The sequence below is a fragment of the Jannaschia sp. Os4 genome, assembly GCF_016820245.1.
Classification (GTDB): Bacteria; Pseudomonadota; Alphaproteobacteria; order Rhodobacterales; family Rhodobacteraceae; genus Jannaschia.
In genome coordinates this window covers 197912-212579 of the sequence record NZ_JAFCAR010000001.1, presented here as the reverse complement: position 1 = coordinate 212579, position 14668 = coordinate 197912, and the positions used below count along the sequence as shown (strand labels likewise).

General features: G+C 72.2%; 13 protein-coding genes. 10 read left to right on the top strand and 3 right to left on the bottom strand.

The annotated features are described in order from the left end of the window. Window positions 1–38 precede the first annotated feature (38 nt). The 4 genes from JQC91_RS01055 to JQC91_RS01040 are packed head-to-tail and all read left to right on the top strand — an operon-like array spanning window position 39 to window position 4591. A complete protein-coding gene (locus JQC91_RS01055) occupies window positions 39–686 on the top strand; it encodes an ABC transporter ATP-binding protein (RefSeq protein ID WP_238941237.1) in 648 nt (215 codons plus the stop codon). Continuing rightward, window positions 683–3025, top strand: coding sequence for an ABC transporter permease (locus JQC91_RS01050; protein WP_203284922.1), 2343 nt, complete (start codon window positions 683–685; stop codon window positions 3023–3025). The genes JQC91_RS01055 and JQC91_RS01050 overlap by 4 nt, the downstream gene beginning before the upstream one ends. Beyond that, the gene (locus JQC91_RS01045; RefSeq protein ID WP_203284921.1) at window positions 3025–4047 is read left to right on the top strand and encodes a lipocalin-like domain-containing protein; all 1023 of its coding nucleotides are present in this window, start codon (window positions 3025–3027) and stop codon (window positions 4045–4047) included. The genes JQC91_RS01050 and JQC91_RS01045 overlap by 1 nt, the downstream gene beginning before the upstream one ends. Continuing rightward, window positions 4040–4591: a pyridoxamine 5'-phosphate oxidase family protein gene (locus JQC91_RS01040; protein WP_203284920.1), complete on the top strand. Its 552-nt coding sequence runs from the start codon at window positions 4040–4042 to the stop codon at window positions 4589–4591. The genes JQC91_RS01045 and JQC91_RS01040 overlap by 8 nt, the downstream gene beginning before the upstream one ends. A 26-nt stretch (window positions 4592–4617) precedes the next feature. On the opposite strand, the gene JQC91_RS01035 is transcribed toward JQC91_RS01040, so the two are convergent. After that, complete coding sequence (locus JQC91_RS01035) at window positions 4618–5376, bottom strand: EcsC family protein (protein WP_203284919.1); 759 nt, start codon at window positions 5374–5376, stop codon at window positions 4618–4620. A 14-nt stretch (window positions 5377–5390) separates the two neighbouring features. Beyond that, a complete protein-coding gene (locus JQC91_RS01030) occupies window positions 5391–5852 on the bottom strand; it encodes an N-acetyltransferase (protein WP_203284918.1) in 462 nt (153 codons plus the stop codon). Between the two features lie 91 nt (window positions 5853–5943). Here JQC91_RS01030 and JQC91_RS01025 point away from each other — a divergent pair, with 91 nt between their 5' ends. The 6 genes from JQC91_RS01025 (at window position 5944) to JQC91_RS01000 (ending at window position 13294) form a co-directional block, all read left to right on the top strand. Further along, the gene (locus tag JQC91_RS01025) at window positions 5944–6546 is read left to right on the top strand and encodes a flavin reductase family protein (protein ID WP_203284917.1); all 603 of its coding nucleotides are present in this window, start codon (window positions 5944–5946) and stop codon (window positions 6544–6546) included. A gap of 252 nt (window positions 6547–6798) precedes the next feature. Next, window positions 6799–7146, top strand: coding sequence for a thermonuclease family protein (locus tag JQC91_RS18185; RefSeq protein WP_203284916.1), 348 nt, complete (start codon window positions 6799–6801; stop codon window positions 7144–7146). Window positions 7147–7295: 149 nt separating this feature from the next. Further along, window positions 7296–9164, top strand: a complete 1869-nt coding sequence (locus tag JQC91_RS01015) for an extracellular solute-binding protein (RefSeq protein WP_203284915.1) — start codon at window positions 7296–7298, stop codon at window positions 9162–9164. Between the two features lie 6 nt (window positions 9165–9170). Continuing rightward, complete coding sequence (locus JQC91_RS01010) at window positions 9171–10244, top strand: microcin C ABC transporter permease YejB (RefSeq protein ID WP_203284914.1); 1074 nt, start codon at window positions 9171–9173, stop codon at window positions 10242–10244. 1 nt (window position 10245) lies between these two features. After that, complete coding sequence (locus JQC91_RS01005) at window positions 10246–11445, top strand: ABC transporter permease (protein ID WP_203284913.1); 1200 nt, start codon at window positions 10246–10248, stop codon at window positions 11443–11445. Window positions 11446–11686: 241 nt separating this feature from the next. Further along, window positions 11687–13294, top strand: coding sequence for an ABC transporter ATP-binding protein (locus JQC91_RS01000; RefSeq protein WP_238941236.1), 1608 nt, complete (start codon window positions 11687–11689; stop codon window positions 13292–13294). A gap of 3 nt (window positions 13295–13297) precedes the next feature. Here JQC91_RS01000 and JQC91_RS00995 read toward each other — a convergent pair whose 3' ends face one another. Then, the gene (locus tag JQC91_RS00995) at window positions 13298–14662 is read right to left on the bottom strand and encodes a D-alanyl-D-alanine carboxypeptidase family protein (protein ID WP_203284911.1); all 1365 of its coding nucleotides are present in this window, start codon (window positions 14660–14662) and stop codon (window positions 13298–13300) included. Between the last annotated feature and the right edge of the window lie 6 nt (window positions 14663–14668).

Sequence of the window (14668 nt, the reverse complement as noted above, 5' to 3'; positions counted from 1 at the left end):
GCGCGACTTCCCCCCGCCCGCGCCCTATGTCCGCCTCCATGCTCCGCGTCCGCGACCTCACCAAGGCCTTCGACACCGCCGACGGCCCGCTCCCGGTGCTGCGCGGGGTGTCGCTCGACCTCGCGCCCGGCGAGACGCTCGCGCTCACCGGCGAAAGCGGGTCGGGGAAGTCGACGCTGCTCTACCTCGTGGCGGGCCTCGACGCGCCCAGCTCGGGCACGATCGAGATCGGCGGACGGGCGCTCTCGGAGATGGACGACGCCGCGCGCGCGCGGCTGCGCCGGGCCGAGGTCGGGCTCGTGTTCCAGCAGTTCAACCTGATCCCCTCGCTCGACGTGGCCGCCAACCTCGCGTTCCACGCCCGCCTGAAGGGCGGGACGCCCGACGTCGCGCCGATGGCCGAGCGGCTGGGGCTGGCGGAGCACCTCTCGCGCTACCCCGAGCAGCTCTCCGGCGGGCAGCAGCAGCGGGTGGCGGTGGGACGGACGCTGATCGCGCGGCCTAGGCTGATCCTCGCGGACGAGCCGACGGGCAACCTCGACGAGGCGACGGGCGACGCGGTGCTGGACCTGCTGCGCGAGGCGGCGGAGGGCACGGGCGCGGCGCTGATGATGGTGACCCACAGCGAGCGGCTGGCCGGGCGCCTGTCGCGGCGGCTCCACCTGCGGGGCGGGGTGCTGGCGTGAGGGCGGCGCTGGGCGCGCTGCTGTCGCACTGGCGCAGGCACCCGCTGCAGGCGCTGACGCTGATCGTGGGCCTCGCGCTGGCCACCGGCCTGTGGACCGGCGTGCAGGCGATCAACGCGCAGGCGCGAACCTCCTACGATTGGGCGGCGGCGCAGCTGGGTCAGGACTCGCTGGAGCGGATCGTGCATCCCGGGCGCGACCTCGCGCTCGCCGACTTCGCCGCCTTCCGCCGCGCCGGCTGGCCGGTGACGCCCGTGCTGGAGGGGCGGGTGCGGGGCACGCGGGTGATCGGGATCGACCCCTTCACCGCGCCCCCGGGCGAGGGGGTGCCGGACCTGTCGGGGGCGGATGACCTGACCGCGTTCCTGACGGGCGAGCTGGCCTTCGGGGGCGCGGGCGCGGCGCTGCCCATCGCGGTGCGCCGCTTGGACGGCGTGGCGCCCGGGACGGCGGTGGCGGACATCGCCGCGGTGCAGCGCCTGCTCGGCACGGCGCGGATCGACCGTCTGCTCCTGCTGCCGGGGGTGGAGGGCGACCCGGCCTCGGTCGTCCCCGGCACGGCACGCGAGGCACCGCCCGCCGAGGGCGACCTCGACCGGCTGACGGACAGCTTCCACCTCAACCTCACGGCCTTCGGGCTGCTCGCCTTCGCGGTGGGGCTGTTCATCGTCAACGCCGCCATCGGTCTGGCCTTCGAGCAGCGGCGCCCCCTGTTCCGCACGCTGCGCGCCATCGGCCTGTCGGCCCGCGCGCTGACCGCGCTGCTGGCGGGGGAGCTGCTGATCCTGACCCTCGTCGCGGGGCTGATCGGCTGCGCGCTGGGCTACCTCGTGGCCGCCGCCCTGCTGCCCGGCGTGGCCGCGACGCTGGGCGGGCTCTACGGCGCCCCGGTCGACGGGGGCCTGACGCTGGCGCCGGCATGGTGGCTGACGGGGCTCGGGATGGCCGTCGCGGGGGCCGCGCTCGCCGGGGGGCAGTCGCTGTGGCAGCTCGCGCGCCTGCCGGTCCTCGCGCCCGCCATGCCGCGCGCATGGGCGCGGGCGCGGGCGGCGACGCTCCGGCGGCAGGGGGCGGGGGGCGTGGCGCTGCTCGCCGCGGCGGCGCTCCTCGGGGCGTTCGGGCAGGGGCTGGGCGCGGGCTTCGCGCTGCTCGGCGCGCTCCTCCTCGGGGCGGCGCTGCTCCTGCCGCCGCTGCTCGTCGCGGCCCTCGACGGGTTGTCCCGGCTCGTGCGCGGCCCGGTCGCCGAGTGGATGGTCGCCGACGCGCGCCAGCAGGTGCCCGGCCTGTCCCTCGCCCTGATGGCGCTGCTCCTCGCGCTCGCGGCGAACGTGGGCGTCGGCACGATGGTGGGCAGCTTCCGCGAGACCTTCACCGGCTGGCTGGACCAGCGGCTGGCCGCGCAGCTCTACGTCACCGGGGCGGACGAGGCGCAGGCGCGGGAGATCGCGGCCTTCGTGGGCGACCGGGCCGACGTGCTGCCCATCGTCTCGGTGCAGACCGACGTCGCGGGGGCGCCGGGCGAGCTGTTCGGCCAGCCCGACCACCCCATCTTCCGCGACGAGTGGCCGCTGCTCGACGCCGTGGCCGCGCCGTGGGACCGGCTGCACGCCGGCGAGGGCGCGCTGCTCAACGAGCAGACGGCGCGGCGGATGGACCTGTGGGCGGGCGACGCCGTCGACTTGGGCGGGACGGCGTGGGAGGTGCTGGGCGTGTATTCCGACTACGGCAACCCGCGGGGGCAGGCGATCCTCGGGCTCGGGGCGTTCGACGCGGCCTATCCGGAGGCGGACCGGCGGCGGCTGGCGCTCGTGACCGGGGACGCGGCGCTGCGCGACGATCTGGAGGCGCGGTTCGGCCTTCCGCCGGACCGGCTGGTCGACCAAGCGGGCATCAAGCGGTTCTCCCTCGACGTGTTCGAGCAGACCTTCGCGGTGACGCGGGCGCTGAACGTGCTGACGCTCGGGGTGGCGGGCTTCGCGCTGTGGGCCTCGCTGACGACGCTGGGGACGATGCGCCTGCCGCAGGTCGCGCCGGTCTGGGCGCTGGGGCTCACCCGCAGGGCCATCGCGCTGTCCGACCTCGCCCGCGCCACCCTGCTCGCCGCGCTGACGGCGGCGCTGGCCGTGCCGGTGGGGCTGGCGCTGGCGTGGGTGCTGCTGGCGGTGGTGAACGTGGCGGCCTTCGGGTGGCGGCTGCCGATGCTGGTCTATCCGGGGCAATGGCTGGAACTCGCCCTCTGGGCGCTGCTCGCCGCCGCGCTCGCCGCGCTGGTCCCGGCGTGGCGGCTCTGGCGCATGGCGCCCGCGCGGCTGGTCGGCGTGTTCGCGGGGGAGCGGTGATGCGCTGGCTGGTCCTCTGGCTCCTGTTTCCCGCGACCGCCCAAGCCCAAGGCTTCGCGGGCCTCGGCCAAGGCGGCGAGGGCTTCGCGCTGCCCGCGCCCGACCCGACCTTCGCCTTCCCCGAGGACCACGGGCCGCACCCGGACTACCGCATCGAGTGGTGGTACCTGACCGCCGTGCTCGACGGCGCGGACGGGCGCACCTACGGCATCCAGTGGACGCTGTTCCGCTCGGCCCTGACGCCGGAGGGGCCGCAGGTCTGGATGGGCCACAGCGGGATCACGACGCCCGACGCACACTTCACCGGCGAGACGCTCGCGCGCGGCGGGATCGGCCAGGCGGGGGTGACGGCGGCGCCCTTCGCGGCGTGGATCGACGACTTCGCGATGACCTCGACGGCGACCGACGGCGACGCCTACGACGCGCTCGCCGTCGCCGCGCGCGCGGGCGCGGCCTCCTACGCGCTGGACCTCGCCGCGACCGGCCCCCTGGTGTTCCACGGGGATGACGGCTTCTCCGTCAAGTCCGAGAGCGGGCAGGCGTCCTACTACTACTCGCAGCCCTTCTACGAGGTCGCGGGAACCCTCTCGCTCCCCGCCGGGGACGTGGCCGTGACGGGGCAGGGCTGGCTCGACCGGGAGTGGTCCTCGCAGCCCTTGGAGGGCGACCAGGAGGGCTGGGACTGGTTCTCGCTGCATCTCGACGACGGGCACCGCCTGATGGCGTTCCGCCTGCGGGGCGGCTCGCCCTTCCTCTACGCGACGTGGATCGCGCCCGACGGGACGGTCGAGGCGCTCTACGACGGCATCGAGATCGAGCCCTTGGAGACGGCCGGGGTCGAAGGGCGGGACGTGCCCGTCCGCTTCCGCCTCGCGATCCCGGCGAAGGGCGTGGACCTTGAGGTCGCGGCGGTGAACCCGGACTCGTGGCAGGCGACCCTGTTCCCCTACTGGGAGGGGCCGGTCGTCGCGGAAGGCAGCCACCGCGCCCGCGGCTACCTGGAGATGACGGGCTATGAGTGACCCCTTCGCCACCTTGGAGGGCACGCTCGCCCATGTCTGGCAGCGGCTCGGGCGCGGCACGGCGGACGCGCGCGACCCGTTCCGCTTCGTGACCTTGGCGACGGTCGGCGCGCGGGGGCCGCAGGCGCGGACCGTCGGGCTGCGCCGGGCGTCGCGGTCGGAGGCGGCGGTCGAGGTGCACAGCGACCTGCGGACCGAGAAGGTCGAGGCCCTCCGGCACGATCCCCGCGCGGAGATCCTCGCGTGGGATTCGCGGCGGCAGGTGCAGGTGCGGCTGGCCGGAGGGATGACGCTGATCCCCGCCGACCCCGACCGTTGGGCGCGGGTGCCCGAGGGGAGCCGCACGAACTACGGCACCGATCCCGCGCCGGGCACGCCCGTGGAGGCCCCGGAGGCGGTGGGCCGGACGCCGGAGATCGAGCGGTTCGTCGCCCTGCGCATGGCGGTGGCGCGCATCGACGTGGTGTCGCTGAAGCACGAGCCGCACCGGCGCGCGCTGTTCGTCGCGGCGGACGGGTTCGCGGGGGCGTGGACCGCGCCCTGACGCCGTCCCGGCCCGGCGGCCCGCGCCTACGTCATCCGCGCCTTGAGGGCCTCGGCTAGGTCCTCGATGGGCTCGCCGGTCTCGCGCGCGAGGCGCATGAGGCCGAACTGCACGCGCGCGACGTCCTGGTAGTAGCTCGTGAACACCCAATTCGTCGCCGCGCCCGCCACCGCGCCGATCACCGGGACGGCTTGGGCGGCGAGCTTCTGGCCCAACGGGATGGCGAAGCGGGGGGCGACGCGGGCGACCATGCTCTGGACCGTCTTGCCGGTCACCGTCAGGCGCAGGGTGAGGAAGGACAGGTCGGTGTCCTTGGCGTCGTCGAGCGGGCCGGAGGCGGCGAAGACGCGCACGCAGGCGGCGCGGGTGACGGGGTCGTCGGGGTCGAAGCCGTGCTCGTCCGCGATTCCTTGGATGGCGCGGAGGATCACCGTGGTCGTGACCGGCAGCTCCGCCAAGGCCGACGGCAGGCCGCCCGCGCCGCCGGCCGCGCCGGTGCCCAAGGTGACCGCGCGGGTCATCCAGTCGGAGGTGTCCGGGATACGCCCGCCGCGGGAGTAGGAGGCGGCGTCGAAGGCATGCTCGAGCGCGGCCTCGGTGGCCTTGGTGAGGCCCGTGCGGACCGCGTCGGGAAGGAAGCGGAGCAGCCCCTCGGCCTGGGTGCCGAGGGTGTTGAGCAGCTGCATGCCGACGCCGGACGCGCTCCGCATCCGGCGGGCGAGGCGGTCGAGCTCGGCCTCGCGGTCGAGCGCGGCGGGGACGGGCAGGTGCGAGGCGTCGGGCATGTTTCCCTCCGGGATCAGTCGGTTGTGGCGCGGGTCACGGGGCCCGTCACGCCGGTCCAGTCCCCAACGCCCAAGACCCGGCCGGGGTTCGTCGGGGGGGGCATCTCGACGCCGTGCAGGCGGCGGAAGCCGAAGCGGCGGTAGTAGGGCTCGTCGCCGACGAGGATGACGCGGGTGGGGGCGATGGACAGGACGGCGCCGATGAGCTGGGCGCCCAGCCCCTCGCCCTGCCGCGTCGGGTGCACGGCGACGGGGCCGAGGAGCAGGGCGGGGCGCGTCCCGACGGCGCAGGGCCACGTGCGGATCGCGCCCGCGATCGCCCCGCCGTCGCGGGCGACGAGGCACAGGGCGGGGACGGGATCGACGCCGTCCCGGAGGCGGTAGGACGACAGCGCGGTGCGCCCCGGTCCGAAGCAGAGGTCGAGCAGGGCCTCGACCTCCCACCAGTCCTCCGACGTCTCCGGCGCGATCTCCATGCGGCGGGGCTAGCAGGGCGGATTTCGGGGTGCACCCCCCGTGCGCGCCTCGTAGACCGGCGGGCAGACGAACCGGCAGAGGGAGTGCCCGATGTTCTACCGCCCCGAGGACGGCCACGGCCTGCCGCACAACCCGTTCAACGCCATCGTCGCGCCCCGCCCGATCGCGTGGGTGGGGACGCGCGGGCGCTTGGGCGACAACCTCGCGCCCTACTCGTTCTTCAACGCGGTGGCCTACGTGCCGCCCCAGGTGATGTTCGCCTCGACGAGCGCCAAGGACGACCGGGACGGGACCAAGGACAGCGTGGCGCAGATCGAGGAGACGGGGGTGTTCAGCATCTCAACGGTGGCGTTCGGGCAGCGGGACGTGATGAACCTGACCTCCGGCCCGCACCCGGCGGGCACGGACGAGTTCGCCTTGGCGGGCGTGGCGAAGGCCGAGTGCGAGACTATCGACGCCCCGCGCGTGGCCGACGCGCCCGCGACGCTGGAATGCCGTCTGACGCGCGTCGAGCGCCTGCCGGGCGCCGCGAACCGGGTCGTGTTCGGCGAGGTGGTGGGCGTTCACCTGCGCGACGACTGCGTGGTGGACGGGCGGTTCGATCTCACCGCGTTCGACGCGCTCGCCCGCTGCGGCTACCGCGACTACGCGGTGGTCCGCGACGTGTTCGAGCTGAAGCGGCCGGACGACTGAGGGCGGGCGACCACCATGGAGTTGATTGTGGTATTCGCCGGCCTAGTCGGGGTGATCCTGTTCTTCGCTCGGCCGGCGCGGCAGGATCGGCGCCGCGGGCCGCCGCCGCGGTCCCGGCCCCCGGCGCCGACGCGGGCCTCTCCGGCGCAGTCCAGACCTGCCGCGCCGCAGCGTGCGCCCCTGCCGACCGCTCCGTTCAGCGGGCGCTGCCATGTGATCGACGGGGACACGATCGTCGTCCGGGGGGTGCATGTGCGGCTCTTCGGTATCGACGCGCCCGAGATGGACCAGCCCTACGGGCAGAAGGCGAAGTGGGCCCTCGTGCGCCTGACCAAGGGGCTGCAGGTCACGGTCGAGCCGGATGGGGACCCGAGCTACGACAGGCTAGTCGGACGGTGCACCCTTCCCGACGGCACGGACCTGTCGGCGATGATGGTCGTCGAGGGGATGGCCTTGGATTGGGCCAAGTATTCCGGGGGGATCTATCGGGCGCTGGAGCCGGAGGGCGCGCGGAAGCGCATGTGGCGGGTCCGCGCCAAGCACGAAGGTCGCTTTCCGCCTGCTCGCGATCTGGCCGGCGCGACCGCGACGCGGCGCTGACGCGCCGGCCCAACGAACCCGCCTGCCGCTTTCCCCCCGAATCCCGCGCGCTACATGACGAATCCGTCAGGATGGCCTCCCTTGCGGGGGCCCCGTCGCCGTCGTTACGTGGCCGGGACGCGCCATCGGGTCCGCAAGGGAGGGACGCCATGAAGCTCTGGATCACGACCGCCGCCGTCGCGCTGGCGGCGCACGCGGCCTACGGCGAAAGCCACGAGACGGTCATCGAGACCCACGCCTACGTCAACTTCGGCGAGCCCGTGTACGGCCCCGACGCCGAGCGCCTCGCCTACGTGAACCCCGACGCGCCGAAGGGCGGCGAGATCAGCTTCTGGTCGCAGTCCACCTTCGACAGCTTCAACGGCTACACCCGCAAGGGCGTGGAGGAGACGAACGTCCGGTCCGTCATCCCCGAGAGCATCCTCGCCTCGACGGCGGACGACCCCTACGCGGCCTACTGCTACCTCTGCACGACGATGGAGTATCCCGAGGACCGCGCGTGGGTCATCTTCAACCTGCGCGAGGACGTCACGTGGTCGGACGGGGTGCCGCTGACCGCCGAGGACGTGGCCTTCTCCCACGAGATGACCTTGGAGCAGGGCCTGCCCGAGTTCGTGTCCGTGGTGGAGAACTTCGTCTCGGAGGTCGAGGTGCTCGGGCCGCACCGCGTGAAGTTCACCTTCAACGAGGACGCGCCGCTGCGCGACCGCGTCGGCTTCGCCGGCGGCAGCGTCTTCGCCAAGCACGACTTCGTGGCCGAGGACGGCACCGAGCTGCGCCGCCTCGACGAGACGCAGGACACCCCGTTCCTCGGGACCGGCCCCTACGTGCTGGGCGAGGTCGACATGGGCCGGTCGGTCACCTACGTGCGCGACGAGGACTGGTGGGGCGCCGACCACTGGATGAACGTCGGGCGCTGGAACTTCGACTCCGTGCGGGTCGAGGTGTTCGCGGACGCCGCCGCCGCGCTGGAGGGGTTCAAGGGCGGGGTCTACACGTTCCGCAACGAGAACTCCTCGAAGGAATGGGCCACCTCCTACGACTTCCCCGCCGTCGAGCGCGGCTGGGTCGAGAAGGTCGAGCTGCCCAACGGGGCGATCGGCCAGGCGCAGGGCTTCGTGTTCAACCTGCGCGACGAGAAGTGGCGGGACGCGCGGGTGCGCGACGCCGTGGCGATGATGCTGAACTTCGAGTGGGCCAACGAGACGCTGTTCTACGGCATCTACCAGCGGCCCGAGAGCTTCTGGCAGAACACCGACCTCCAGGCGGCGGGCCTGCCCTCGGCCGAGGAGGCGGCGCTCTTGCAGCCCCTGATCGACGAGGGTCTGCTCGACGCGTCCATCCTCGAGGAGGAGGCCCGCGCGCCCTTCGCCAACGACGCGGCGCAGAACGCGCCGGGCCGCCGGATGCTCCGCGCGGCGAGCCGCCTCCTCGACGAGGCAGGCTGGGAGACCGGGGACGACGGGCTGCGGCGCAAGGACGGCCAGACGCTGGAGGCGGTGTTCCTCCAGACCTCGCCCGCCTTCGACCGGATCGTGAACCCCTATGTCGAGAACCTGCGCCGGATCGGCGTCGACGCCCGGCTGGAGCGGGTCGACGTGAGCCAGTACATCGAGCGGCGGCGCGCCGGGGACTGGGACCTCGTGAACCACTCGCCGACGCAGGGCTACGAGCCGACGGTGACGGGTCTCAAGCAGTGGTTCCACTCCGACACGGCCGAGGACTCGTCGCGCAACCTTATGGCGCTGACCGACCCGGCGATCGACCGGCTGGTCGAGACCTTCGCCGACGCGGAGTCGCTGGAGGAGGTCACGGTGCGGGCCAACGCGCTGGACCGGGTGCTGCGCGCCTACGGCTTCTGGATCCCGCAATGGTACAAGGACGTGCACACGGTCGCCTACTGGGACATCTTCGACCATCCGGAGGATCTGCCGCCGCTCGCCTTGGGCGCGCTCGACTTCTGGTGGTACGACGCCGAGGCCCACGAACGCCTGCGCTCCGAAGGCGCGCCGATCTAACCCCCGATGGCCGCCTACATCCTCCGCCGCCTGCTGCTCATGATCCCCACGCTCTTGGGGATCATGGTCATCAACTTCACCCTCGTGCAGTTCGTGCCCGGTGGCCCCGTCGAGCAGATCATCGCGCAGCTGGAGGGCGGCGGCGACGTGTTCGAGGGCATCTCCGGCGGCGGATCGGAGATCGCGGAGGGGGGCGAGGGCTACGCGGGCGCGCGCGGCCTGCCGCAGGACTTCATCGAGGAGCTGGAGCGCCAGTTCGGCTTCGACAAGCCGCCCTTGGAGCGGTTCCTCGACATGATGTGGAACTACCTGCGCTTCGACTTCGGCGAGAGCTACTTCCGCTCCATCTCCGTGGTCGACCTCGTGCTGGAGAAGATGCCCGTCTCGATCACGCTGGGCCTGTGGTCGACGCTGCTGGCCTACCTGATCTCGATCCCGCTGGGCATCCGCAAGGCGGTGCGCGACGGGTCCAGCTTCGACACGTGGACCTCCGGCATCGTCATCGTGGCCTACGCGATCCCCGGCTTCCTCTTCGCCATCCTGCTGCTCGTGATGTTCGCGGGCGGGTCGTTCCTGCAGATCTTCCCGCTGCGCGGGCTGACGAGCGATAATTGGGAGCAGTTGAACGCGGGCCAGAAGGTGCTCGACTACCTGTGGCACATCGCGCTGCCCGTGACCGCCTCGACCATCTCGGCCTTCGCCGGCCTGACGCTGCTGACGAAGAACTCCTTCCTCGACGAGATCCGCAAGCAATACGTGACCACGGCCAAGGCCAAGGGGCTGTCCGAGGCACGCGTCCTCTACGGCCACGTGTTCCGCAACGCGATGCTGATCGTGATCTCGGGCTTCCCGGCGCTCTTCGTCAGCGTGTTCTTCGGCGGCTCGCTCATCATCGAGACGATCTTCTCGCTCGACGGGCTGGGGCGGCTTGGCTTCGAGGCCGCCGTCTCGCGCGACTACCCGGTGATGTTCGGCACGCTCTACGCCTTCGCGCTGATCGGGCTGGTGATGGGGCTGATCACGGACCTGACCTACATCTGGATCGACCCGCGCATCGACTTCGAGAGCCGGGAGACCTGAGATGGCGCTCTCCCCGCTCAACCGCCGCCGTCTAGCGAACTTCAAGGCGAACCGCCGCGCCTTCTGGTCCTTCTGGCTCTTCGCGGTGCTGTTCGGGCTGTCGCTGGTGGCGGAGCTGATCGCCAACGACAAGCCGCTGCTCGTGTCCTACCGCGGCGACCTGCACGTGCCCGTGTTCAACTTCTACCCGGAGACGGCCTTCGGCGGCGACTTCCGCACCGAGGCCGAATACCGCGAGGCGGAGGTCGAGTGCCTGATCGTGTCCGGCGGCCTCGAGGACTGCTTCGACTTCCCCGAGGAGGTGATCGATTCCGTGCAGGCGACCGGCACCTACGACGGCGAGAGCGTCGAGGCGGGCTGGCTGCTCTGGCCCGTCATCCCCTACAGCTACGACACGGTGAACGACATCGACGGGGCCGCGCCCTCCGCTCCGGACTCGCAGCACTGGCTGGGCACGGACGACACCGCGCGCGACGTGCTGGCGCGGGTGATCTACGGCTTCCGGCTGTCGGTGGCCTTCGCGCTGATCGTGACGTTCCTCACGTCGATCATCGGGATCGCGGCGGGCGCGGTGCAGGGCTTCTTCGGCGGGTGGATCGACCTGATCTTCCAGCGGATCATCGAGATCTGGGGCTCCACGCCCAGCCTCTACATCATCATCATCGTGGCCGCGATCCTGCCCATGAACTTCTGGCTGCTGGTCGGGCTGATGACGCTGTTCGGCTGGACGGCCCTCGTCGGCGTCGTCCGGGCCGAGTTCCTACGTGCGCGCAACTTCGAGTACGTGCGCGCCGCCCGCGCCCTGGGGGTCGGCAACGGCACGATCATGGCGCGCCACGTCCTGCCCAACGCGATGGTGGCGACGATCACCATGCTGCCCTTCATCGTGACGGGCACGATCGGGGGGCTGGCCTCGCTCGACTTCCTCGGCTTCGGCCTGCCGTCGTCGGCGCCCTCGCTGGGGGACCTCACGCTCCAGGCGAAGCAGAACCTGCAGGCCCCGTGGCTGGCCTTCACCGCCTTCTTCACCTTCGCGATCATGCTGTCGCTCCTGGTGTTCATCTTCGAGGGGGTCCGCGACGCCTTCGACCCGCGCAAGGTCTTCACCGTGGCGCCGGTGGCGGGGAAGAAGGCCGAGCCGCAGCCCGCGCTGGCGACCCCGGCGCAGGCGAGCAGCACGTCGTCGGAGGGGAACCAGTGAGCGGAAGTGTTGTCCCCTCAGCCCTTGGATGTCTGGCACTTGGTCTCGTGGTGTGGGCCTGCGTCCAAATGGCGGTGTTCCAATCGAACAACCCGGCTGCGCTCCGTTGGGGCGGCAGAGCAAGTGTCGGGAATGAGGATCTGGTCCAGGCGCACAAGCGCAGCATTTATGCTAAATGGGGCGCCGCTCTCATTCTCTTCATCCTTGCTGGCCTAGCCGCTCTCGCCTCGGGAGATGCCGCTTGACCCTCCTCCAAGTCCGCGACCTGCGCGTCACGTTTCGCCAAGGCGACTCGGTCACGAAGGCCGTACGCGGCGTCTCCTTCGACGTCGCCAAGGGCGAGACCGTCGCCCTCGTGGGCGAATCCGGCTCCGGCAAGTCGATCACCGCGCTCTCGACCGTGAACCTGCTGCCCGACAGCGCCGAGGTGGAGGGCTCCATCCTCTACGACGGCGCGCAGATGGTCGGCGCGGACGAGAAGGAGTTGCGCCGGGTGCGGGGCAACGACGTCTCGTTCATCTTCCAAGAGCCGATGACGTCGCTCAACCCGTTGCACACGATCGAGAAGCAGCTGGGCGAGTCGATTCGCGTGCACCAAGGGCTGGAAGGGTCGGCCATCCGGGCGCGCATCCTCGACCTGCTGACCAAGGTGGGCATCCCCGAGCCGGAGACGCGGCTGGCCTCCTACCCGCACCAGTTGTCGGGCGGGCAGCGGCAGCGGGTGATGATTGCCATGGCGCTGGCCAACGGGCCCAACCTGCTGATCGCGGACGAGCCGACCACGGCGCTGGACGTGACGATCCAAGCGCAGGTGCTGGAACTGCTCGCCTCGATCCAGCGCGAGGAGGGGCTGGCGATGCTGTTCATCACCCACGACCTCGGGATCGTGCGCCGCTTCGCCGACCGGGTCTGCGTGATGCGCCACGGCGAGATCGTGGAGGAGGGGCCGACGGTCGAGATCTTCGACGACCCGCAGCACGACTACACCCGGATGCTGCTCGACGCCGAGCCGGACGGGGCGCCCGAGCCGGTGGCGCCGGACGCGCCGGAGATCGCGTCGACGGACGGGCTGAAGATCTGGTTCCCGATCCAGCGCGGCCTGCTCAAGCGGACCGTGGGGCACGTGAAGGCGGTGAACGACGCCACGCTCTCGGTGCGGCGCGGCGAGACCGTGGGGATCGTGGGCGAGTCCGGGTCGGGCAAGACGACGCTCGCGCTGGCCATCATGCGCCTGATCTCGTCCGAGGGGCGGATCGTGTTCATGGGCCGCGACATCGACGGGCTGAAGAGCCGCCAGATGCGCCCGCTCCGCCAAGAGATGCAGATCGTGTTCCAGGACCCGTTCGGGTCGCTCTCGCCGCGGATGACGGTGGGCGAGATCGTGGCCGAGGGGCTGCGCCTGCACGACACGGGCGACGCGCGCCCCCACCGGGAGCAGGTGGCCGACATGCTGCGCGAGGTGGGCCTCGATCCCGAGGCGATGGACCGCTACCCGCACGAGTTCTCGGGCGGGCAGCGCCAGCGCATCGCCATCGCCCGCGCCATGATCCTGAAGCCGGAGCTGGTGGTGCTGGACGAGCCGACCTCCGCGCTCGACCAGACGGTGCAGGTGCAGGTGGTGGAGCTGCTGCGCGACCTGCAGCGCAAGCACGGGCTGGCCTACCTGTTCATCTCCCACGACCTGCGGGTCGTGCGCGCGCTGTCGCACCGGATCATGGTGATGAAACGGGGCGACGTGGTGGAGGCGGGCGAGGCGGCGCAGGTCTTCGACGCGCCGTCGCACCCCTACACCCGCGCGCTGATGGCGGCGGCCTTCGACCTTCAGGCGGACGCCGCGGCGGGCGTCTGACCCTCAGGCGCCGCGCATCACCTCGCAGTCCATGTCGCGCGCCGCGAGGCGCTGGCAGGCGCGCTGCGCCTCCGTCAGCGACAGGCCGAGGAACGAGGGGCGCCAGCCCCCCTGCACCACCTGGAGCCCCCGGATGGTGCCGTCGAGCGTCTCCAACTCGCGCATGGCCGCCGTGAGCAGGAGCTTGTCGGCGTCCGAGCGGGTCCGCCGCTTGCCCAGCACGATGCCGTAGTCGCGGTTGGGCGCGTCCGTGGTGACCACGCGCAGGGGACCGTCCTCGCCGGGGCGCATGGTCGGGCGCTGGGCCACCACGCGCTCGACGATGGTCGCGCCGTCCACGGCGGCCATCGCGCGCGTCTCCGGCTGGGGCGCTGCGGAGGCGGCCCAGACGACCTGCCGCATCGGCCCCGTCTCGGGGGTGGAGGCGCTGGCGATCACGAGGTCGTCCGCCGGCGCGCCGCCCGGCCGCATCCGGGGCCGCATGGAGGCGGCGGGCGCGCGCGGGCCGATGGTCGCCGTGGCGACGACGTCGGCCGCCGCCTCGGGGGCGGCGTCCCGCTCGCCCGACTCGGCGCGCTCGAAGCCCATGTCGAGCAGCTCCATCACCCGCTTGTTGCGCGTCGCCGTGGAGCGACCGCCGAACACCGTGGCGATGATCCGCGTCCCGTCGCGCTCGGCGGAGGCCACGAGGTTGAACCCGGCGGCGCGGGTGTAGCCGGTCTTGATGCCGTCGGCGCCGCGATAGGCGTCGAGCAGGCGCCGGTTGGTGTTGCGCACCTGCGTGACGCCCGCGTCGGTCGAGCGGCGCGAGAAGATGTTGTAGTAGGCCGGGTGGTCGCGGAAGAGGCGCATCCCCAGCGTCGTCATGTCCCGCGCGGTCGAGAGGTGGCCGGACATGGTGAGGCCGTGCGCGTTCTTGAACGTCGTGTGGTTCATCCCCAGCGCGCGGGCGGTGCGGTTCATGCGGCGCGCGAAGGCGTCCTCGGACCCGGCGATCGCCTCGCCGATGGCGGTGGCGGCGTCGTTGGCGGACTTCACCGCGGCCGCGCGGATCAGGTAGCGCAGCTTGATCCGCTGGCCCGCGCGCAGGCCCAGCTTGGAGGGCGGCTCGGCGGCGGCGTTGCGGGAGATGCGCACCTCGGTGTCGAGGCCGATCTCGCCCCGGCGCACGGCGTCGAACGCGATGTAGAGCGTCATCATCTTGGTGAGCGAGGCGGGATGCAGGCGCGTGTCGTGGTTGCGCGCGTGCAGGATCTCGCCCGAGCGCTCGTCGATCACCATCGCCGCGTAGGGCGCGGCCGCGGCCATGCCCGTCATCAGGATCAGCACGGCGCACAGCGCCGCCAGCCGCATGGTCACGGTTCTCATGAAATG